The following is a 19,291-nucleotide window of genomic DNA, read 5'->3' on the forward strand; positions in this document are numbered from 1 at the left end:
GGAAGCCGACATGACGGAAGCTAAAAAATCCCTCAAGCGCACCTTGATTGGCAAGGTGGTCAGCGACAAGCGTGCCAAGACCGTGACGGTCATGGTTGAACGCCGCGTCAAGCACCCGATCTATGACAAGATCATGATCAAGTCCAGCAAGTACCACGCTCACGACGAGCAAGGTGAATACAAGCTGGGCGACGTGGTTGAAATCACGGAAAGCCGCCCGCTGTCCAAGACCAAGAACTGGGTTGCTACCCGCTTGGTGCAAAAGGCTGCTCTGGTGTAAGCCTACACAGGCCCACCGGCTGCAAGGCCACAGGAAACGACCCACAATGTGGGTCGTTTTTTCGTTTGGGGACTGCCATTTCGGCGGCCCCCGGTTTTGCACCACAAAGGAGATAGAGATGATCAAAGTCGGAGATGCCCTGCCCGCTGCCACCCTGATGGAATACGTGGAAGTCGAAGGCAATGGCTGCAGCATCGGCCCCAACCCCGTGAAGCTGCCCGAAGCCGCTGCCGGCAAGACCATCGCGGTCTTCGCCGTGCCCGGCGCATTCACTCCCACCTGCTCGGCCAAGCATGTGCCCGGCTTCGTGGAGCAGGCCGAAGCCTTCAAGGCTGCCGGCGTGGACGAGATCTGGTGCCTGTCGGTCAACGACGCCTTCGTGATGGGCGCGTGGGCCCGCGACCAGAAGACCGACGGCAAGGTGCGCATGCTGGCCGACGGCGATGCCGCCTTCGCCAAGGCCACCGGCCTGACGCTGGACCTGAACGGCAAGGGCCTGGGCCTGCGCAGCAACCGCTACTCCATGCTGGTCAAGGACGGCAAGGTCGCCACGCTGAACGTGGAAGGCCCTGGCAAGTTCGAAGTCAGCGACGCTGCCACCCTGCTGGGCCAGGCCAAGGCCTGATCCTGATCGTGCTGCATGCCTGCCGGGCCTGGGCAGCGCGCTTTTGCGAAAAAAGGCATTGCACCCAGGTGCAATGCCTTTTTGTATTTCAGGGGACTGCTCCTGCCGGGCCCTAGAAGATATCGGCCTTGAGGTAATGCGCCCCCGCGACGGGGTTGTGATAGTAGGGCGGGATTTCCTCGAAGCCCAGATCTGCGTAGAGGGCGCGGGCCGATTCCATGTCGTCCAGCGTGTCCAGCAGCACATGGTCATAGCCTGCCTGACGCGCCACATCGAGCATGGCCTCGGCGAGCTGGCGGCCCAGGCCGAAACCGCGAAAGGCCTTGCGCACGAACAGGCGCTTCATCTCGGCGGCGTTGGCGTAATCGCAGTTGTCCAGCGGGCGCAAGGCGCAGCAGCCGGCCACGGCGCCATCGACCTTGGCCAGCAGGATGTGGCCGCGCGGCGAGGCATAGTCGCCAGGCAGATCGGCGATCTCGGCCTCGAAATCTTGAAATTGCAGATCGACATCCAGGCTTGCGGCGTACTCCTGGAAGATCTGGCGGACTTCGTCCATGTCTTCCAGGGGATTCGGCGCCAGCAAGGCGACAGCGGGCTTGTCCACGGGCACTTGGCTAAAACGACGGAAAACGCAGTGTAGCGGCAAGCTGGCAACGTCTGGCCACGCCGTCAGAAAGCACCTCCCAGCTGCTGTACCCACCATGCGGCGGCCCCCGCCACAAACGCCAGGACCAATGCCAGCAGGCGGCTGGCTGCCGTGTCGCGTGAAGAGGGCAGGGGTTCGGGCAAGTGCTTGTCTCCCGTCACCATGGCGCGTACCAGACCCCGTCCGCGCCAGGCATAGAACATGATGGCCAACAGGTGCAGGGCCACCAGCGCGTACAGCAGATACTGCCCCCAGTGCGCGTGGTAGGCGGTGGCCTGTGCCACGGTGTCGCCCGATACAAAGCGGCCCAGCGGCCCGGAGAACGCAATCTCGTCATCGCTGAGCAACCCGCTGCCAACCTGGGCGACCAGCACGGCCAGCATGGCAAACACGGACAGGGCGCCCAGCGGGCTGTGGCCTGCGCTGTCGCTCTCCGTTCCTTGCCCCCGCACATGGCGCAGCACGGTGGCAGGCGCATGCATGAAGCTGGCAAAGCGCGACCAGCGGCCGCCCAGCAGGCCCCAGAGCAGGCGGAACAGCAGCAGGGCCAGCATGGCATGGCCCAGCAGCAGATGCCAGTTCATGGCATTGCCGCCCAGCTTGGCCGTCACGACCAGGGCAATCACGGTTGCGGCCAGCAGCCAGTGAAACAGCCGGGTGGGCAGGTCCCAGATACGGACCTTGTGCTTGGCGGCGCCTTGTGCGGTCGATTTTTGTGCCATGGCATGAGAGCTGGGGTGGGGATAAGGGCATTGTGCCGCCCCGCATTCCTGCGATGACCAGGAATGCACCCTGGCCGTGGTCAATCAAAGCGGCATCGGCAAGACGCCGCTGCGATACTGGCCCGGCAGATTTCCCCACACTCCCAAAGGAAAACCACGATGAAGAAAGTTTCTGCATGGGCGCTGGCCGCCCTGCTGGCCGCCACGGCGCTGCCCGCGTCCGCACAGTTCGCCAAGTCCGAAGACGCCATCAAGTACCGCCAGGGCGCGCTCGCCGTGCTGGGCCAGCACTTCGGGCGCCTGGGCGCCATGGCGAACGGAAAGATCCCCTTCGATGCCAAGGCGGCCCAGGAAAACGCCGAGGTGGTGGCCTTCATGGCCAAGCTGCCTTGGGCCGCGTTCGGCGCGGGCACGGAAGGTGGAAAGGCCAAGCCTGAAATCTGGAAGGAGCAGGCCAAGTTCCAGGACCTGTCTGAGAAGATGCAGGCCGAGACGGCCAAGCTCGCGGCGGCGGCCAAGTCCGGCAACCTGGACCAGCTCAAGGCCGCCTTCGGCCCGGCCGCAGCCAGCTGCAAGGCCTGCCACGACAGCTTCCGCAGCCGCTGATCGGCATGCAGATGCGAAAAACCGGCGTGATGCCGGTTTTTTTGTGCCCTGGTCTGCGCCGTATCAGGCCTCGGCCAGCAGTTTCTCGATCAGCCGATGCAGCTCAGCGAAGTCAGGTGCTCCCACGTAGCGCTTCACGATGTCGCCGCGCTTGTTGACGATGTAGGTGGTGGGAGTCAGTTGCACATCGCCCCAGGCCCGGGCCACGGCGCCGGTGTTGTCCAGCGCAACCTTGAAAGGCAGCTTGCGCGAATCGGCGAAGTTCACCACATAGCTGGGCGGGTCGTAGCTCATGGCCACGGCCAGGGTCTCGAAGCCCTGGCTCTGGAATTTCTGGTGGGTGGCGACGATCTCGGGCATCTCGGCCACGCAGGTGGTGCAGCTGGTGGCCCAGAAATTCACCAGGGTTACCTTGCCCTTGAGGTCGGCCGTGGTCTGCTTGCTGCCGTCCAGCAGCACGAAGGTGGACTGCGGCGCGGCCGTCTGGCCGGCACCCGAATACACCCATGCGCCCATGCCGGCGGCTGCGGCGATCACCACGCCTGCGATCCAATGTTTGCTTGCCATAGCGACGATTGTGCCCAAAGTTGCGCCCGAAGGCCTGCACGCATGCCGTGCACCGCACTTCGATGCACGGCAAGGGCAAAAGTTCGGGGCTCGGACAGGTCGGGCCATGCCGATAATGCCGGCATGACATTGATGGAAAGCTTTTCGAAGGCAAGGAGCCGCGCTCTTGCCCTGCGGCTCGGCGCTGCGCTGTTGGTGTTGGCGCCCCTGGCCGCCTGCAGTCCCAGGCTGGATTGGCGGCAGGTCGCCGTCGAAGGCACGCCACTGCGCGTGCTCTTGCCCTGCGATCCGCAATCCGCCACACGGCCGGTGGAGCTGGGCCAGGGCATGGGCACGGTGCAGATGTCCATGATGGGATGCGACGCCGATGCGTCAACCTACGCAGTGTCCCACTTCCTGGTCAGCGAGCCCTCCAGAGCCGCCGAGATGCTGTCGTACTGGCAGGCAGCCGTGCTCGGCCAGATGAACCCGGGTGCTCCGGGCCAGGCGCCGGCAGGCGCCAAGCAACTGCGCTCCAAGGAAGATGGCCCTTTCCTGCCTGCAGGCGCCCTGAATCTGCCGCAGTCGCTGCGGACCACGTTTGAGGGCGTGGGGCCCCAGGGCTGGAAGCTCACCGCCCATGGCGTGTGGTTTGCACGAATGGAGCCGGCAGGCGCACGCCTCTACCATGCCGTGATCTACAGCGACAAGCCTCGCACAGACGAGGCCAACAACTTCTTCGCCAGCCTGCAACTGCAATAGCAACGGCAACAGGTTTCGGAGCCACGGATGCGGGAGGCAGCTGTGGCATGGAACGCAGTGCAGGCGCGCAGGTTGCCCTGCATGCGCCTGCGCACGCCATAATCGACTCCGAACCCTGTGACTTCATGACCACGCGCATCCTTTTGTTCACCCACGCACCTTTGGCCCATGCACTGCGCGAATGCGCCTTGCATGTGTTCGCCGACAGTGCCGAGGACGTCCTCGCCCTGGATGTGCCCGCTCAGGAGCCGCCCGAGGCCACCCTGATGCGTGCCGAGCAGTTGCTGGAGGACCATGGCGGCCTGGTGGCGCTGCCCACGCTGGTGCTGACCGACCTCTTTGGCGCGACGCCCTGCAACGTGGCGCAGCGCCTTGTGGCGCAGTTGCCTGCCGGGCGGCTGGTGGCCGGAGTGAACTTGCCCATGCTGCTGCGCTCCATAGGCTATCGCCACGAGGCGCTGGAAGCCGTGGCCGAGCGTGCCTTGGCGGGAGGCAGCCATGGGGTGATGCAGGTGGGCGTGAACACGCCCCAGAACCAGAGTCCGCGACCATCCAATGATCAAGACCCCTATAACCATCAGCAATAAACTGGGCCTGCATGCCCGCGCCTCCGCCAAGCTCACCAAGCTTGCAGGCAGCTTTCCCTGCGAAGTCTGGATGAGCAAGGGCGAGCGGCGCATCAACGCCAAGAGCATCATGGGCGTGATGATGCTGGCTGCCGGCATGGGCTCCGAGGTGCTGCTGGAAACCGAAGGACCGCAGGAGCAGGAAGCCATGGATGCGCTGACAGCCCTGATCAACGACAAATTTGGCGAAGGCCAGTGATGGGCCTCCGCTGCGCTGGCAGACGGTGAGCGCAAAAGAGCAACACGCGCCGGGCCCGGACGCTGCCGCATTGCGACGGCCCGGGGCCTGCGCAGCAGCAGGCAAAGGACAGGCGCAATGACGTTTGCAATCCACGGACTGGCCGTTTCACGGGGCATTGCGATAGGTCGCGCGGTGGTGGTGGCCTCCAGCCGCATGGAGGTGGTGCACTACTTCATCCGGCCCGACCAGGTGGATGCGGAAATCGACCGCGCCCGCAGCGCACGCAACGCCGTCATCGACGAGCTGCGTCGCCTGCAGGATGAAATGCCCAAGGATGCGCCGGGCGAGCTCGATGCCCTGCTCGACGTCCACCTGCTGCTTTTGCAGGACGAGGCCCTGGCCGCCGCCATCAAGCACTGGATATCCGATCGCCTCTACAACGCCGAATGGGCGCTGACCACGCAGCTGGAGGTCGTCTCGCGTCAGTTCGACGAGATGGAGGACGAGTACCTGCGCGAGCGCAAGGCGGACCTGGAGCAGGTGGTCGAGCGCATCCTGCGCTACATGAAGGGCATGGCCAGCCCGGTGCCCGCGCCTGCCGCGCTGGCGCGAGCCGATGCAACGGGGGAGGGCGCGCCGCAACAGCCGCTGCTGCTCGACGAAGTCACCGAGGCGCCCCTGGTCCTGGTAGCGCAGGACCTGTCGCCGGTGGACATGCTGCAGTTCAAGAGCCGGCTGTTTGCCGGCTTCATCACGGCCGTGGGCGGACGCACCTCGCACACGGCCATCGTGGCGCGCAGCATGGACATCCCGGCCGTGGTCGGCGCGCGCGCGGCCGGCCAACTGATCCGCCAGGACGACTGGATCATCATCGATGGCAACGCAGGCGTCGTCATCGTCGATCCTTCTCCCATCATCCTGGCCGAATATGGCTTTCGCCAGCGCCAGAACGAGCTGGAGCGCGAGCGCCTCTCGCGCCTGCGCCACACGCCCGCGCTGACGCTGGACGGAGAGCGCATCGAATTGCTGGCCAATATCGAGCAGCCCGGCGACGGGCCTGCGGCCGTGCATGCAGGTGCCGTGGGCGTGGGGCTGTTCCGCACGGAATTCCTGTTCATGGGGCGTGGCGGCAACCTGCCCGGCGAGGAAGAGCAGTACCGCGCCTACCGCGAAGCCGTGGATGGAATGCAGGGCATGCCCGTGACCATACGCACGCTGGACGTGGGCGCCGACAAGCCGCTGGACAAGGCACAGCCCAAGGACTACTACCTGAACCCCGCGCTGGGTCTGCGCGCCATCCGCTGGAGCCTGGCCGATCCGGCCATGTTCCGCACCCAGTTGCGCGCCATCCTGCGTGCGGCGGCGCACGGGCAGATCCATCTGCTGTTCCCCATGCTGGCCCACCAAAGCGAGATCGAGCAGACCCTGGCCCAGGTGCGGCTGGCGCAAAGCGAGCTTGACGCCCGCGGCGTGGCCCACGGCCCCGTCAAGCTGGGCGCCATGATCGAGGTGCCTGCGGCAGCGCTGATCGTGCGCACCTTCCTGCGCTATTTCGACTTCCTGTCCATTGGCACCAACGACCTGATCCAGTACACGCTGGCCATCGACCGCGCCGACGAGACCGTGGCCCATCTCTACGATCCCCTGCATCCCGCCGTGCTCAAGCTGGTGGCGGATGTGATTGCCGAAGGACGGGCGCAAGGCAAGAGCGTCTGTGTCTGCGGGGAGACTGCCGGCGATGTGGGCATGACGCGCCTGCTGCTCGGCCTGGGCCTGCGCAGCTTTTCCATGCATCCGGCGCAGATCCTGGTCGTCAAGCAGGAAATCCTGCGCGCCGACACACGCAAGCTGGCCTCATGGGCGCAGGAAGTCCTTCGTTCAGACAGCCCGGCAGCGCTGCTGAGTCCATGACGTCATTCAAGTGCTGAAGCAGCAAAAAAATCACAACTTCAGTTGCGATTGATTCTCATTCTATGTTATGATCCACTCCAATGCAGCAAGAAGCTCTCTGGTGGGGAATTCGAGCTGCAAGCTTTTTCAGTTTCATCGTGGGGCGACTCGCCAGGCCTGTTCAGCCTGCAGCAAGTCGGTTTGCCAGCCAGCGGTCTGCCGGTTAGCCAGGCTTTTTTTCTACGTGGATCAGGGAAGGCACGATTGCATCCAATTCAAGCAGGGCGTGCGCGTTGGCCCTGCTTTTTTATTGCCTTCAACTGCCTGGGCATCAGTTGCTTTCCCGCTCAGGATGGCCTCGCACGACAAAGCGCCGCGAAAACCCCAGGGGTCGCGTGACGGCGCGCGGATCGCCAAGAAATGGCAGCCGGAATCCAGGTTCCTGCAGGATTTCGACACTCCAGTCCGTATTTCCCATGAATCGAAACCGCACCAGCGATCGTTCGTCCGATGGCAGCAACGAGAAGCTGCCCGTGGAATACATGCTGCCTATCACGGCCTTGTCGATTGCCTGCAGATTCGCGTCGAGCAGCGTGATCCGCAGCATCTCCTCCATGGGCGTGTCATCGGTGGTGAACAGAAGGTAGAGGTTGTTCCATTGAAAGGCCGCCTCGAGAATGGTGCCGTCCACCAGGATGGCCGTGGCATTCCCGTTGAGCACAAGGCGGCTTTGCGGTACCTGCCCTGCAGGATGGGACGCGGTGGGCTGCAGTGACAACTGCCGGTCGGAGAGGATGTGCATCTGTTCTCCTGAAGTTTCACCAGAGGAATTCGACGCCTATGGCAGCCAGTGCCCCGCCGACAAATGCGCCGACCACCACGCAGGCGGGTGCCCCGGGCCCGCAGGCCAGCCCGGCCAGAGCACCACCTGCCATGCCTCCACCGATCCCGGCACCTGTGACGGCCAGTTCCTTGCCGGCGGCCTCCACCTTGTTGTCTGCGTTGGCGATGGTGTAGACCGATACCGCGATGGAGAAGACCAGGAGGCCGCGTCCTGCCCGCGAGAGCATGCGCATTCTCTGGGTGATGGCGGCATTGGACTTGCCGGCGGATTTGACGATTTCGCCATACACGGCGTTTTGCTGGGCCGCCGTGAGGCGATCGAACCGCACGTTGGGGCCGTGCAATTGCTGGGCCTTGCGGGCAATCAGTTCATTGAGCGTCTTTCCCTCGCTCTTGATGCGCTGCGCCATGGCTCTGCCCACGGGGGTGCTGCGGCCTCGGATGATCTCCATGATGACATTGCGCGCCTCCTGGGCCTGTTGTGCAGCCTGGCCCCAGGTGATACGGCCACTCGTGGCCTGCAACTGAAGCTCGTTGGCCATGGCCTGAATCTGTCGGGCATAGGCCAGGCGTGCAGATGAGTCCAGCGAGAGATGTACCCCGGCATTGGCAACCTCTGCTTTCAGTGCCTGTATGGCGGCATCGAATGCTGCACGGTCCTTTTGCTCGTCATTGGCCATAAGCATTTCTCCCTTTGTCAATGGAGCGGCGCCCGAACGACTGAAATCCGGGATTTCATGTCGATGAGCCGCATTCCTGGGTATTTCGGATTTTCTTGAATGCAGAAAGCATTTGGAAAGTCGGCATCATAAAGAGATCGGGGAATTGATCAACCGAGATTCCGGTGATACATGGCATGGCTTGTTTGTTGCTGAATGTGTATTCGGGTGGAAACCCGTAGCCGAATGCCATGCCTACAGGCATGAAAAAGGGGATGGCCTGCAATGGCCATCCCCGAAGTGCGTGAAGAAGGTCGCCCTGCAGGCGGGCGGCCGTTGCCGGCTCAGACGCCGGCGGCGTGGGCCTGCTGGTCCGCGTGGTAGCTCGAGCGCACCATGGCGCCCACGGCTGCATGCGTGAAGCCCATCTTGTACGCTTCTTCCTCGAACATCTTGAAGGTGTCGGGGTGCACGTAGCGACGTACCGGCAGGTGGCTGTTGCTGGGTGCCAGGTATTGGCCGATGGTCAGCATGTCGATGTCATGCGCGCGCATGTCGCGCATGACCTGCAGGATTTCCTCGTCGGTCTCGCCCAGGCCGACCATGATGCCGCTCTTGGTGGGAACCTTGGGGTGCAAGGCCTTGAACTTCTTGAGCAGGTTCAGCGAGAACTGGTAGTCCGAGCCGGGACGCGCTTCCTTGTACAGGCGCGGTGCGGTCTCCAGGTTGTGGTTCATCACATCGGGAGGTGCGGCCTTGAGGATTTCCAGCGCACGGTCGTCGCGGCCACGGAAGTCGGGCACCAGGATCTCGATCTGGGTCAGCGGCGAGAGCTCGCGGATGTTCTTGATGCACTCCACGAAGTGGCCCGAGCCGCCGTCGCGCAGGTCGTCGCGATCCACGCTGGTGATCACCACGTACTTCAGGCGCAGCTCGGCAATCGTCTTTGCAAGATTGAGCGGCTCGTTGGTGTCCAGCGGGTCGGGGCGGCCGTGGCCCACATCGCAGAACGGGCAGCGGCGCGTGCACTTGTCGCCCATGATCATGAAGGTCGCCGTGCCCTTGCCGAAACATTCGCCGATGTTGGGGCAGGAGGCTTCCTCGCAGACCGTGTGCAGCTTGTTGGCGCGCAGGATGTCCTTGATCTCGTAGAAGCGCGTGGTGGGGCTGCCCGCCTTCACGCGGATCCACTCGGGCTTCTTGAGGGCCTCGCCATGCTCGACCTTGATCGGGATGCGCGAAAGCTTCGCTGCCGCCTTCTGCTTGGCCAGCGGGTTGTACTCGGCTTGGGACTGCGCTTCGCGCACGACGGTGTTGGTGGTCATGGTTCTGGATTCAGGGGGCTAGGCGGCGCTGCAACTGTCGTCCCAGCACGCGCGCGGCTTCGTCCCAGGTTGTCTGAACGCCGATTGTAGAAAGGTCCACCGTTTGCAGTCCTGCATAGCCGCAAGGGTTGATCCGTTCGTAGGGTTCCAGGTCCATGGCGGCATTCAGGGCAACGCCGTGATAGGTGCAATGCCGGCTGACCTTGATGCCCAGGGCCGCAATCTTGCCGAGCCCCGAAAAATCGGGCTGGGGCGCGGGCGAGCCGGGTGCGCGTAGTTGCGGGCGCTGGGCCAGCATGGCGTGGCTGCGAGGATCGTCAAGGCGCACGTAGATGCCGGGGGCGCCTTCCACGCGATGGCCGGTGATGCCGAAATGCTCCAGCGTGCGGATGACCGCATCTTCGATGCGGAACACGTATTCCTTGACGAAGTAGCCCAGGCGCTGCAGGTCCAGCAACGGATAGGCGACCACTTGGCCCGGGCCGTGGTAGGTGACCTGACCGCCGCGGTTGGTTGCGACCACGGGAATGCTGCCGGGGCTCAGCAAGTGGTCACTTTTCCCGGCAAGGCCTTGCGTGAAATGCGGGGAGTGCTCGCAGATCCACAGTTCGTCGCGCGTGCGGGCATCGCGGCCGCTCGTGAATGCCTGCATGGCCTGCACCGTGGCCTCGTAGTCCGTGCGGCCCAGCAGGCGCAGGTCCAACGACGGCGTCTGCTGCGCGCCGAGGGTGCTCACAGCACCACTTTCACCAGCGGATGCGAGGTGAAGGCGCGGTACAGATCGTCGAGTTGCTCGCGGCTGGTCGCCGTCACGGTGACGGTGACGCCCAGGTATTTTCCGCTGCTGCTGGGGCGCAATTCAATGGTGCTGGCATCAAAGGCAGGGTCGAAGCGCTGGGCGATCTGGGTGATCTCGTGCACCAGATGCTCGGCCTTGATGCCCATGACCTTGATGGGAAACTGCGACGGGTACTCGATCAACGAGTCCTTGCGCGGGTCCGCGCCCGGCGCGGCTGCTGGTGCGGGAGAGGGGGTGGGGGCGTCGGTCATAGGTGAATCAAGGTTAATCGCTTGGCGTTGGAGGCGATTGTGCGCTATCGTTCGCGGCCATGTCGCAGCCTGGGGCTGCCGCGCCGCCGGTCACGAAAACTCCACACACAACAAACAAGCTGCCTGCGGTGCGAGGCTGGTGTTGTTGGCCTGTTGCCACACAGCCAGGCTGCCGCCGCCGTTTTGGGCATGCCCGTAACAACCCCTATCGTTCGGCAGGGGTTTTTACTTATAATCAGAGGCTTTGTGAAAAAGTCTTGTCTGGTCTGCGGCCTTCGAGAACCCAATGAAAAACTACGCCGCCGACACAGACGCTGACAGGGAACTTGAGGGCGAGGATTCCGACTTCAAGCCCCTGACCTCCGAGGAGGCTCAGGAGTGGCGCACGCGAAACCCGCAGATGTCTGTGTGGCGCTTCGTGGTGGTCCAGGCGGTGGTTGGCGTGCTGGTGGCACTGGTCGCGTGGCTGGTGACGGGGCGCGCCGAGGTCGGATGGTCGGCTGCCTATGGCGCCTTGTCGGTGGTGCTGCCGGCTGCGCTGTTTGCGCGCGCCGTCGTGCGCAAGAGGCCGGGCGGCGCGGCAGCCGCCATGGTGGGAATTTTTGGCTGGGAACTGGTGAAGCTGGTGCTGTGCATTGCCATGCTGGCGGCTGCACCCAAGCTGGTCCCGGGGCTGAGTTGGCTGGCGCTGCTGGCGGGCTTGGTGATCGTCATGAAAACGTATTGGGTCGCGCTGATAGTGCGAGCCAATGTCCGAAAAACCGATTGATATTTGAAGAGAAGTTGACCGATGGCCGCAGACGCGCACGCACCTACTGCAAGTGAATACATCGTTCACCACCTGCAGCACCTCCAGAACATCAAGCAAAAGTCGATCATCGACTTTTCGGTCATCAACCTGGACTCGATCGTCGTCAGCGCCACGCTGGGCGTGCTGAGCCTGTTCGTGCTGTGGCTCGCCGCGCGCAAGGCCACATCGGGCGTTCCGGGCCGCTTCCAGGCGGCTGTAGAGCTGCTGGTCGAGATGGTGGACAACCAGGCCAAGGCCAACATCCACAACGCGCAGAGCCGCAAGTTCATCGCTCCCCTGGCGCTCACCGTGTTCGTCTGGATCTTCATGATGAACGCCATGGACATGCTGCCCGTGGACCTGCTGCCAGTGCTGTGGCAAGGCGCCCAGGGTGACTCGCACGCCTACCTGCGGGTCGTTCCCACGGCCGACCTCTCGACCACGCTGGGCCTGTCCTCGGCCGTGCTGATCCTGTGCTTCTACTACAGCGTCAAGATCAAGGGCATGGGCGGCTGGGCCCACGAACTGGTGACCGCTCCGTTCGGCACCAGCAAGAATCCCGTGTTTGCACTGATCCTGGGTGTTATCAACCTGGCCATGCAGATCATTGAATATGTCGCCAAGACGGTTTCGCATGGCATGCGACTGTTCGGCAACATGTACGCTGGTGAGTTGGTGTTCTGTCTGATCGCTCTGATGGGCGGTGCGGCTGCCATGTCGCTTTCCGGTGTGTTGCTCCCCTTGGGGCACATCATTGCAGGCTCTATCTGGGCGATCTTCCACATTCTGATCATCACCCTGCAGGCCTTCATTTTCATGATGCTGACGCTGATCTATCTCGGCCAGGCACATGAAGCCCACTGACCATTTCCTTTCCCTCTCAACCTTTCTCTTTCTTTAATCTCAGGAGTCATCATGGAAAACATTCTCGGTCTCGTCGCTCTGGCTTGTGGTCTGATCGTTGGTCTGGGCGCTATCGGCGCTTCGATCGGTATCGCCCTGATGGGTGGCAAGTTCCTGGAATCGTCGGCACGTCAGCCTGAGCTGATCAACGAACTGCAAACCAAGATGTTCATCTTGGCCGGTCTGATCGACGCTGCCTTCCTGATCGGCGTTGCTATCGCTCTGCTGTTCGCTTTCGCCAACCCCTTCGTCCTGGCCTAAGCTCCGATCAACGCCCTAGATAGAAAGGTGTTGCCGTGAGTATCAACGCGACCCTGTTCGTCCAGGCCATCGTTTTCCTGATCCTGGTGCTGTTCACGATGAAGTTCGTGTGGCCCCCGATCGCGAAGGCGCTGGATGAACGAGCTCTGAAAATCGCCGATGGCCTCGCTGCTGCCGACAAGGCCAAGACTGACCTGGCCGCCGCCAACAAGCGCGTCGAGCAGGAACTGGCCCAGACGCGCAACGAAACGGCATCGCGGCTTGCGGACGCCGAACGCCGTGCCCAGGCCATCATCGAAGAAGCCAAGGCCCGTGCCTCCGAAGAAGGCAACAAGATTGTTGCTGCTGCCCGCGCCGAGGCCGAGCAGCAGACAGTCCAGGCCCGTGAAGCCCTGCGCGAGCAAGTGGCCGCGCTGGCCGTCAAGGGCGCCGAGCAGATCCTGCGCAAGGAAGTGGATGCCGGCGTCCATGCCGACCTGCTGAACCGCCTGAAGACCGAGCTGTAAGGAAGAGCAAACATGGCAGAACTCGCCACCATTGCCCGTCCTTACGCAGATGCCCTGTTCAAGGCCAGCACCCAGCAGGGTGCTGACCTGTCCGGCACTGTTGCCTGGGCGGAGGAATTGGCGGCGATTGCCGCCAATCCGCAATTGCGCCAGCTGGCCGACGACCCCAAGGTGACCGACGAACAACTGTTCGACGTCATCAGCGGCGTGGCCGGCTCGGCATTGCCTGATGCCGCTCGCAACTTTCTGCGCGTCATCATTGAAAACGGCCGACTGCAAGCCCTGCCAGAAGTGGCGGCCCAGTTTCGCAGCCTCGTGAACCGCGCCGGTGGCTCGTCCGACGCCGTGGTTCAAAGCGCTTTTCCCATAGATGCTGCCGCACTGGCTGCCCTCGGGACTTCGCTGGAGAAGCGTTTCGGCCGAAAGCTGAACCTGTCGGTGCAGCAAGATCAGTCCCTGATCGGTGGCATCCGCGTCGTGGTGGGTGATGAAGTTCTTGACACCTCCGTCAAGGCCCGCCTGGAACAAATGAAAGCGGCCCTCATTGCGTAACAACGCGACTGAGGTCTCGGCTAACCAAAGCTAAAGAAGGAAAGAGTCATGCAACTCAATCCCGCAGAAATTTCTGAACTGATCAAGAGCCGCATCGAGGGTCTGGCTGGCAGCAGCGACATCCGTAACGAAGGCACCGTGGTTTCGGTGACCGACGGTATCGTGCGCGTGCACGGCCTGTCGGACGTGATGCAAGGCGAAATGCTGGAATTCCCCGCAGGCAAGGATGGCCAGCCCTCCTTCGGCCTGGCGCTGAACCTCGAGCGCGACTCCGTCGGCGCCGTGATTCTGGGCGAGTACGAGCACATCTCCGAAGGCGACACCGTCAAGTGCACGGGTCGCATTCTGGAAGTGCCCGTCGGCCCCGAACTCATCGGCCGCGTGGTCAACGCCCTGGGCCAGCCGATTGACGGCAAGGGTCCGATCAACGCCAAGATGACGGACGTGATCGAGAAGGTCGCTCCCGGCGTGATCGCACGCCAGTCCGTGGACCAGCCCCTGCAGACTGGCATCAAGTCCATCGACTCGATGGTGCCCGTCGGCCGTGGCCAGCGCGAACTGATCATCGGCGACCGCCAGACCGGCAAGACCGCCGTGGCCATCGACGCCATCATCAACCAGAAGGGTCAGGGCGTTACCTGCATCTACGTTGCGATCGGCCAGAAGGCTTCCTCGATCAAGAACGTGGTGCGTGCCCTGGAGCAGGCCGGCGCGATGGAATACACCATCGTCGTGGCTGCCACCGCTTCCGAATCCGCTGCCATGCAGTACGTGTCGGCCTACTCCGGCTGCACGATGGGCGAGTACTTCCGCGACCGCGGCGAAGACGCCCTGATCGTCTATGACGACCTGTCCAAGCAAGCCGTGGCCTACCGCCAGGTTTCGCTGCTGCTGCGCCGTCCCCCGGGCCGCGAAGCCTTCCCCGGCGACGTGTTCTATCTCCACAGCCGCCTGCTCGAACGTGCAGCCCGCGTGAATGCCGACTACGTCGAAGCCTTCACCAAGGGTGAAGTCAAGGGCAAGACGGGTTCGCTGACGGCACTGCCCATCATCGAAACCCAGGCCGGTGACGTGTCGGCCTTCGTGCCCACGAACGTGATCTCGATCACGGACGGCCAGATCTTCCTGGAAACCAGCCTGTTCAACGCCGGTATCCGCCCCGCCATCAACGCCGGTATCTCGGTGTCGCGCGTCGGTGGTGCTGCACAGACCAAGCTGGTCAAGGGCCAATCCGGCGGTATCCGTACCGACCTGGCACAGTACCGTGAGCTGGCTGCCTTCGCGCAGTTCGCCTCCGACCTGGACGAAGCCACCCGCAAGCAGCTCGACCGCGGCGCCCGCGTGACCGAACTGCTCAAGCAGGCCCAGTACAGCCCCCTGTCCACCGCTTTGATGGGCGCTTCGCTGTTCGCAGTGAACAAGGGCTACATGGACGACATCCAGGTCAAGCAAGTGCTGGCTTTCGAGTCTGGTCTGCACCAGTTCCTGAAGACCAGCCATGGCGCCCTGATCGACAAGCTGAACGCTTCCAAGGCCATGGACAAGGATTCCGAAGCCGAATTGAACGCCGCCATCGTTGCGTTCAAGAAGTCGTTCGCTTAAACCGGACGAGGAGCCATCATGGCAGCAGGTAAGGAAATTCGCGGCAAGATCAAATCGGTGGAAAACACCAAGAAGATCACCAAAGCCATGGAAATGGTGGCCGCATCCAAGATGCGCAAGGCGCAGGAACGGATGCTGGCTGCACGCCCGTACAGCGAAAAGATCCGCAACATTGCAGTCCATCTTGGCCAAGCCAACCCCGAGTACGTGCACCCGTTCATGCAAGTGAACGGTGATGCAAAGACTGCCGGCGTCATCGTTGTGACGACGGACAAGGGGTTGTGCGGCGGCATGAACACCAACGTGTTGCGTGCTGTCACGGCCAAGCTGCGGGAGCTGCAGGATCAAGGCGTGTCGGCAGAAGCAGTGGCCATTGGCAACAAGGGTCTGGGCTTTCTGAACCGTGTCGGCGCCAAGGTGGTTTCGCACGCGACGGGTCTGGGCGATACGCCCCATCTGGAAAAGCTGATCGGCCCTGTGAAGGTGCTGCTCGATGCGTACGCAGCGGGCAAGCTGAGCGCGGTGTACCTGAGCTACACCAAGTTCATCAACACCATGAAGCAGGAATCGGTGGTGGAGCAGTTGCTGCCCCTGTCGTCCGAGAGCATGCAGGCCGAGAAGACGTCTGGCCATAGCTGGGACTACATCTACGAACCCGATGCGCAGTCCGTGATCGACGAGCTGCTCGTGCGTTACGCAGAGTCCCTGGTCTACCAAGCTGTCGCGGAAAACATGGCGTCCGAGCAATCGGCGCGCATGGTGGCCATGAAGGCCGCTACCGACAACGCCGGCAACGTCATCAGCGAGTTGAAGCTCGTCTACAACAAGACGCGTCAGGCAGCCATCACGACCGAACTGTCGGAAATCGTGGCTGGCGCCGCTGCGGTGTAAACGGCTTTAACAGACAAACTAATTGGAGCAAAAAATGGCTCAAGTGCAAGGCAAGATTGTTCAATGTATTGGCGCTGTGGTGGACGTCGAGTTCCCCCGCAACGCAATGCCCAAGGTGTTCGATGCCCTGAAGCTCGACGGCTCGGCCCTGACGCTGGAAGTGCAGCAACTGCTGGGTGACGGCGTTGTGCGTACCATCGCCCTGGGTTCGTCCGACGGTCTGCGTCGCGGCCTGATGGTGTCCAACACCGGCAACCCCATCACCGTGCCCGTGGGCAAGGCGACGCTGGGTCGCATCATGGACGTGCTGGGCAACCCCATCGACGAACGTGGTCCCGTGGATCAGGCCCTGACGGCCCCCATCCACCGCAAGGCACCGGCTTATGACGAGCTGTCGCCTTCGCAGGAACTGCTGGAAACCGGCATCAAGGTGATCGACCTGATCTCTCCCTTCGCCAAGGGCGGCAAGGTGGGTCTGTTCGGTGGCGCCGGCGTGGGCAAGACCGTGAACATGATGGAACTCATCAACAACATCGCCAAGGGCCACGGTGGTCTGTCGGTGTTCGCCGGTGTGGGTGAACGTACCCGCGAAGGCAATGACTTCTATCACGAAATGTCGGACGCCGGCGTGGTCAACCAGGAGTCGCTGAACGACTCCAAGGTGGCCATGGTCTACGGTCAGATGAACGAACCCCCGGGCAACCGTCTGCGTGTGGCGCTGACCGGCCTGACCATGGCCGAAGCCTTCCGTGACGAAGGCAAGGACGTGCTGTTCTTCGTGGACAACATCTACCGCTACACGCTGGCCGGTACCGAAGTGTCCGCCCTGCTGGGTCGCATGCCTTCCGCCGTGGGCTACCAGCCCACGCTGGCCGAGGAAATGGGTCGCCTGCAAGAGCGCATCACCTCGACCAAGGTCGGTTCGATCACTTCCATCCAGGCCGTTTACGTGCCTGCCGATGACTTGACCGACCCCTCGCCTGCCACGACGTTCGCCCACTTGGACTCGACCGTGGTGCTGTCGCGTGACATCGCTTCGCTGGGTATCTACCCCGCCGTCGACCCGCTGGACTCCACCAGCCGCCAGCTGGACCCCCAAGTCGTGGGTGAAGAGCACTACAAGGTGGCTCGTGAAGTGCAGGGCACGCTGCAGCGCTACAAGGAACTGCGCGACATCATCGCCATTCTGGGCATGGACGAGCTGGCTCCCGAAGACAAGCTGACCGTGGCCCGCGCCCGCAAGATCCAGCGTTTCCTGTCGCAGCCTTTCCACGTGGCCGAAGTGTTCACTGGCGCTCCCGGCAAGTACGTGTCGCTGGCTGAAACCATCCGCGGTTTCAAGATGATCTGCGCTGGCGAGTGCGATCACCTGCCCGAGCAGGCCTTCTACATGGTCGGCACCATCGACGAAGCCTTCGAGAAGGCCAAGAAGCTGGCGGCTTGAGCCTGCGGCACCCCCTGAGCGACTGCGTCGCTTCCCCCTCTCTACCCGCTTCGCGGGGGAGGGGGACGACACCCTCGCTGCGGGGCGGCCCTTGCTCGGTGTCCCCGATCTGGGCCCTGCCGGTTCCAAGTTCCAGTCCTACCTTTTCTGAGGAGCAAAGATGAACACCATCCACGTTGATGTGGTCAGTGCCGAAGAGTCCATCTTCTCCGGTGAAGCGCGCTTTGTCGCCCTGCCCGGTGAATCCGGCGAACTGGGCATTTTTCCCCGCCACACTCCGCTGATCACGCGCATCAAGCCCGGCTCGGTGCGTATCGAGATGGCGGACGGCAGCGAAGAGTTCGTCTTCGTGGCCGGCGGCATCCTGGAAGTGCAGCCCAACTGTGTGACCGTGCTGTCCGACACCGCCATCCGCGGTGCCGACCTGGACGCCGAGAAGGCCGAGAAGGCCAAGCTCGAAGCCGAGGAAGCACTGAAGAACGCCAAGAGCGAAGTCGATCTGGCGCGTGCCCAGTCCGAGCTGGCCGTCATGGCCGCTCAGATCGCGGCCCTGCGCAAGTTCCGCCAAAAGCGCTGAGCCCCCTTCGGGTCCCAGCTGCAAGAAAGCCGCCCTCGGGCGGCTTTTTCTTTGATGCGAAAGGCTGCAAGCCCGGTCGCCGGCCCCATGACTCAGTCGCCGCAGCGGGCCTGGTACACGTAGGTCACGGCATTGTCCTTCGGATCGACCGTGCGCGACTTGTGCGTCACGGCCTTGGCGGGCACGGGGCACAGGGCGCGGATCTGTTGCTCGCAGCGCTTGGGGTCGTCTTCGCGCAGCTTGCAGCTGAGCACATAGTCATATTCCTGCGAGTCGTCGAGGATGGGGCTTGCGCAGGCGCTCAGTGTCAGCACGGCGGCCAGCAGGCCCAGGCGGGCCAGGGTATTCTTCATGTTGTGGATGCTCCTTGATGAAATGGCGTGACGCTATCACAGCCTCCGTGCCCGCGATAGCTTGATGAAGGGGGTGGCTCGGCCCGGCCTGCGCAGCGTGCCTGCCTTTCAGTGGTGCTGTATCACGACAGCATCGGGAAGATTGTCGCTGCCATCGTGCACAGGCTGCAGCGGGTCACGCGGAAAGTTGGTTTCAAGCAGCAGGCTCACGCGCTCCAGGGCTGCTGTCATGCCCATGGCGTAGTGGCCGCCCTGAAAGGCGGCACCCATGTCGCTGATCAGCGTTTGCCATTGTTCCGCCGGCAGGGTGCGCGCCAGGGCGCGGTCGGCGACGATTTCGATGGCGTGGTCGGCCAGCAGCAGGTAGATCAGGGCACCGTTGTTGTGCTCGGTATCCCAGACGCGCAGCTTGCCGAACAGCGTGATGGCGCGCTCGCGCGGCGTGGCGTCGCGCCACAGGTAGCTGGGCGGCAGTCCGGGTTCGACGCAGATGCGAATCTGGCCTGTATGGCGCTGCTCGCTCATGGTGATCAGGCGCTCCAGCTCCGCCAGGCTTTCAGGCGGGAGTGCACGGCGCAACTGCCCTTCGGCCCAATGGTGGCGCAGCAGCCGGAGCAGACGCTGTACAAAGCCTGTGATTGCAGCCGCCAT

Annotated in this window: 26 protein-coding genes; 16 read left to right on the plus strand and 10 right to left on the minus strand. The window is 63.1% G+C overall.

From position 1 onward, the window contains the following. Positions 1 to 10 precede the first annotated feature (10 nt). Complete coding sequence (rpsQ, locus tag ACFPFG_RS20475) at positions 11 to 280, plus strand: 30S ribosomal protein S17 (RefSeq protein WP_012202338.1); 270 nt, start codon at positions 11 to 13, stop codon at positions 278 to 280. A 118-nt stretch (positions 281 to 398) separates the two neighbouring features. Continuing rightward, positions 399 to 905, plus strand: coding sequence for a peroxiredoxin (locus ACFPFG_RS20480; protein ID WP_013800250.1), 507 nt, complete (start codon positions 399 to 401; stop codon positions 903 to 905). A gap of 112 nt (positions 906 to 1,017) precedes the next feature. Here the strand turns inward: ACFPFG_RS20480 and ACFPFG_RS20485 are convergent, their stop codons facing one another. Together ACFPFG_RS20485 and ACFPFG_RS20490 are read right to left on the minus strand one after the other, a co-directional pair. Continuing rightward, the gene (locus ACFPFG_RS20485) at positions 1,018 to 1,509 is read right to left on the minus strand and encodes a GNAT family N-acetyltransferase (RefSeq protein WP_183022146.1); all 492 of its coding nucleotides are present in this window, start codon (positions 1,507 to 1,509) and stop codon (positions 1,018 to 1,020) included. Positions 1,510 to 1,574: 65 nt separating this feature from the next. Next, positions 1,575 to 2,273 carry a cytochrome b/b6 domain-containing protein gene (locus ACFPFG_RS20490; RefSeq protein WP_183022147.1) on the minus strand — a complete coding sequence of 233 codons (699 nt, stop codon included), beginning with the start codon at positions 2,271 to 2,273 and terminating at the stop codon, positions 1,575 to 1,577. 159 nt (positions 2,274 to 2,432) lie between these two features. Here ACFPFG_RS20490 and ACFPFG_RS20495 point away from each other — a divergent pair, with 159 nt between their 5' ends. Continuing rightward, complete coding sequence (locus tag ACFPFG_RS20495; RefSeq protein WP_183022148.1) at positions 2,433 to 2,879, plus strand: c-type cytochrome; 447 nt, start codon at positions 2,433 to 2,435, stop codon at positions 2,877 to 2,879. Positions 2,880 to 2,942: 63 nt separating this feature from the next. On the opposite strand, the gene ACFPFG_RS20500 is transcribed toward ACFPFG_RS20495, so the two are convergent. Continuing rightward, positions 2,943 to 3,446, minus strand: coding sequence for a TlpA disulfide reductase family protein (locus tag ACFPFG_RS20500; protein WP_043780365.1), 504 nt, complete (start codon positions 3,444 to 3,446; stop codon positions 2,943 to 2,945). Between the two features lie 123 nt (positions 3,447 to 3,569). Between ACFPFG_RS20500 and ACFPFG_RS20505 the strand changes: the two genes are divergently transcribed. The 4 genes from ACFPFG_RS20505 to ptsP all read left to right on the plus strand — a co-directional run bounded on the left by ACFPFG_RS20505 (position 3,570) and on the right by ptsP (position 6,905). Beyond that, a complete protein-coding gene (locus ACFPFG_RS20505; RefSeq protein ID WP_380108038.1) occupies positions 3,570 to 4,187 on the plus strand; it encodes a hypothetical protein in 618 nt (205 codons plus the stop codon). A 125-nt stretch (positions 4,188 to 4,312) separates the two neighbouring features. Continuing rightward, entirely contained in the window at positions 4,313 to 4,774 is a 462-nt protein-coding gene (locus tag ACFPFG_RS20510) for a PTS sugar transporter subunit IIA (protein WP_170962107.1), read from the plus strand. Beyond that, positions 4,743 to 5,012 carry an HPr family phosphocarrier protein gene (locus ACFPFG_RS20515; RefSeq protein WP_012202346.1) on the plus strand — a complete coding sequence of 90 codons (270 nt, stop codon included), beginning with the start codon at positions 4,743 to 4,745 and terminating at the stop codon, positions 5,010 to 5,012. Before ACFPFG_RS20510 ends, ACFPFG_RS20515 begins: the two co-directional genes overlap by 32 nt. A gap of 117 nt (positions 5,013 to 5,129) precedes the next feature. Continuing rightward, positions 5,130 to 6,905 carry a phosphoenolpyruvate--protein phosphotransferase gene (gene ptsP, locus ACFPFG_RS20520; protein WP_183022150.1) on the plus strand — a complete coding sequence of 592 codons (1,776 nt, stop codon included), beginning with the start codon at positions 5,130 to 5,132 and terminating at the stop codon, positions 6,903 to 6,905. 310 nt (positions 6,906 to 7,215) lie between these two features. On the opposite strand, the gene ACFPFG_RS20525 is transcribed toward ptsP, so the two are convergent. From ACFPFG_RS20525 to ACFPFG_RS20545, 5 genes are all read right to left on the minus strand, one after another. After that, on the minus strand, positions 7,216 to 7,686 hold the full coding sequence (locus tag ACFPFG_RS20525) for a hypothetical protein (RefSeq protein WP_380108042.1): 471 nt from the start codon (positions 7,684 to 7,686) through the stop codon (positions 7,216 to 7,218). Positions 7,687 to 7,702: 16 nt separating this feature from the next. Next, entirely contained in the window at positions 7,703 to 8,413 is a 711-nt protein-coding gene (locus ACFPFG_RS20530) for a hypothetical protein (protein WP_183022152.1), read from the minus strand. Between the two features lie 317 nt (positions 8,414 to 8,730). Continuing rightward, positions 8,731 to 9,711 carry a lipoyl synthase gene (gene lipA / locus ACFPFG_RS20535; protein WP_013800257.1) on the minus strand — a complete coding sequence of 327 codons (981 nt, stop codon included), beginning with the start codon at positions 9,709 to 9,711 and terminating at the stop codon, positions 8,731 to 8,733. Between the two features lie 10 nt (positions 9,712 to 9,721). Further along, a complete protein-coding gene (gene lipB, locus ACFPFG_RS20540) occupies positions 9,722 to 10,447 on the minus strand; it encodes a lipoyl(octanoyl) transferase LipB (RefSeq protein ID WP_380108045.1) in 726 nt (241 codons plus the stop codon). Further along, entirely contained in the window at positions 10,444 to 10,761 is a 318-nt protein-coding gene (locus ACFPFG_RS20545) for a YbeD family protein (protein WP_183022155.1), read from the minus strand. Before ACFPFG_RS20545 ends, lipB begins: the two co-directional genes overlap by 4 nt. A 286-nt stretch (positions 10,762 to 11,047) precedes the next feature. Here ACFPFG_RS20545 and ACFPFG_RS20550 point away from each other — a divergent pair, with 286 nt between their 5' ends. The 9 genes from ACFPFG_RS20550 to ACFPFG_RS20590 all read left to right on the plus strand — a co-directional run bounded on the left by ACFPFG_RS20550 (position 11,048) and on the right by ACFPFG_RS20590 (position 18,287). Further along, the gene (locus tag ACFPFG_RS20550) at positions 11,048 to 11,530 is read left to right on the plus strand and encodes an ATP synthase subunit I (RefSeq protein WP_012202351.1); all 483 of its coding nucleotides are present in this window, start codon (positions 11,048 to 11,050) and stop codon (positions 11,528 to 11,530) included. Between the two features lie 21 nt (positions 11,531 to 11,551). Continuing rightward, the gene (gene atpB / locus ACFPFG_RS20555; protein WP_183022156.1) at positions 11,552 to 12,415 is read left to right on the plus strand and encodes a F0F1 ATP synthase subunit A; all 864 of its coding nucleotides are present in this window, start codon (positions 11,552 to 11,554) and stop codon (positions 12,413 to 12,415) included. A 51-nt stretch (positions 12,416 to 12,466) separates the two neighbouring features. Then, positions 12,467 to 12,715, plus strand: coding sequence for a F0F1 ATP synthase subunit C (gene atpE / locus ACFPFG_RS20560; RefSeq protein WP_011803767.1), 249 nt, complete (start codon positions 12,467 to 12,469; stop codon positions 12,713 to 12,715). Between the two features lie 35 nt (positions 12,716 to 12,750). Then, entirely contained in the window at positions 12,751 to 13,221 is a 471-nt protein-coding gene (locus tag ACFPFG_RS20565; RefSeq protein WP_012202353.1) for a F0F1 ATP synthase subunit B, read from the plus strand. 12 nt (positions 13,222 to 13,233) lie between these two features. Continuing rightward, the gene (locus ACFPFG_RS20570; RefSeq protein ID WP_012202354.1) at positions 13,234 to 13,773 is read left to right on the plus strand and encodes a F0F1 ATP synthase subunit delta; all 540 of its coding nucleotides are present in this window, start codon (positions 13,234 to 13,236) and stop codon (positions 13,771 to 13,773) included. A 48-nt stretch (positions 13,774 to 13,821) separates the two neighbouring features. Continuing rightward, a complete protein-coding gene (atpA, locus tag ACFPFG_RS20575; protein WP_016448495.1) occupies positions 13,822 to 15,375 on the plus strand; it encodes a F0F1 ATP synthase subunit alpha in 1,554 nt (517 codons plus the stop codon). A gap of 18 nt (positions 15,376 to 15,393) precedes the next feature. Continuing rightward, a complete protein-coding gene (gene atpG / locus ACFPFG_RS20580) occupies positions 15,394 to 16,266 on the plus strand; it encodes a F0F1 ATP synthase subunit gamma (RefSeq protein WP_012202356.1) in 873 nt (290 codons plus the stop codon). Positions 16,267 to 16,300: 34 nt separating this feature from the next. Further along, positions 16,301 to 17,710 (plus strand): F0F1 ATP synthase subunit beta, encoded by a 1,410-nt coding sequence (atpD, locus tag ACFPFG_RS20585; RefSeq protein ID WP_012202357.1) that lies wholly within the window; start codon positions 16,301 to 16,303, stop codon positions 17,708 to 17,710. A gap of 160 nt (positions 17,711 to 17,870) precedes the next feature. After that, a complete protein-coding gene (locus tag ACFPFG_RS20590) occupies positions 17,871 to 18,287 on the plus strand; it encodes a F0F1 ATP synthase subunit epsilon (RefSeq protein ID WP_012202358.1) in 417 nt (138 codons plus the stop codon). A 92-nt stretch (positions 18,288 to 18,379) separates the two neighbouring features. On the opposite strand, the gene ACFPFG_RS20595 is transcribed toward ACFPFG_RS20590, so the two are convergent. Both ACFPFG_RS20595 and ACFPFG_RS20600 read right to left on the minus strand, forming a co-directional pair. Continuing rightward, positions 18,380 to 18,640 (minus strand): hypothetical protein, encoded by a 261-nt coding sequence (locus tag ACFPFG_RS20595; RefSeq protein WP_012202359.1) that lies wholly within the window; start codon positions 18,638 to 18,640, stop codon positions 18,380 to 18,382. A gap of 108 nt (positions 18,641 to 18,748) precedes the next feature. After that, the gene (locus ACFPFG_RS20600) at positions 18,749 to 19,291 is read right to left on the minus strand and encodes a TPM domain-containing protein (RefSeq protein WP_012202360.1); all 543 of its coding nucleotides are present in this window, start codon (positions 19,289 to 19,291) and stop codon (positions 18,749 to 18,751) included.

The organism is Delftia deserti, assembly GCF_042653485.1.
Lineage (GTDB): Bacteria > Pseudomonadota > Gammaproteobacteria > Burkholderiales > Burkholderiaceae_C > Comamonas > Comamonas acidovorans.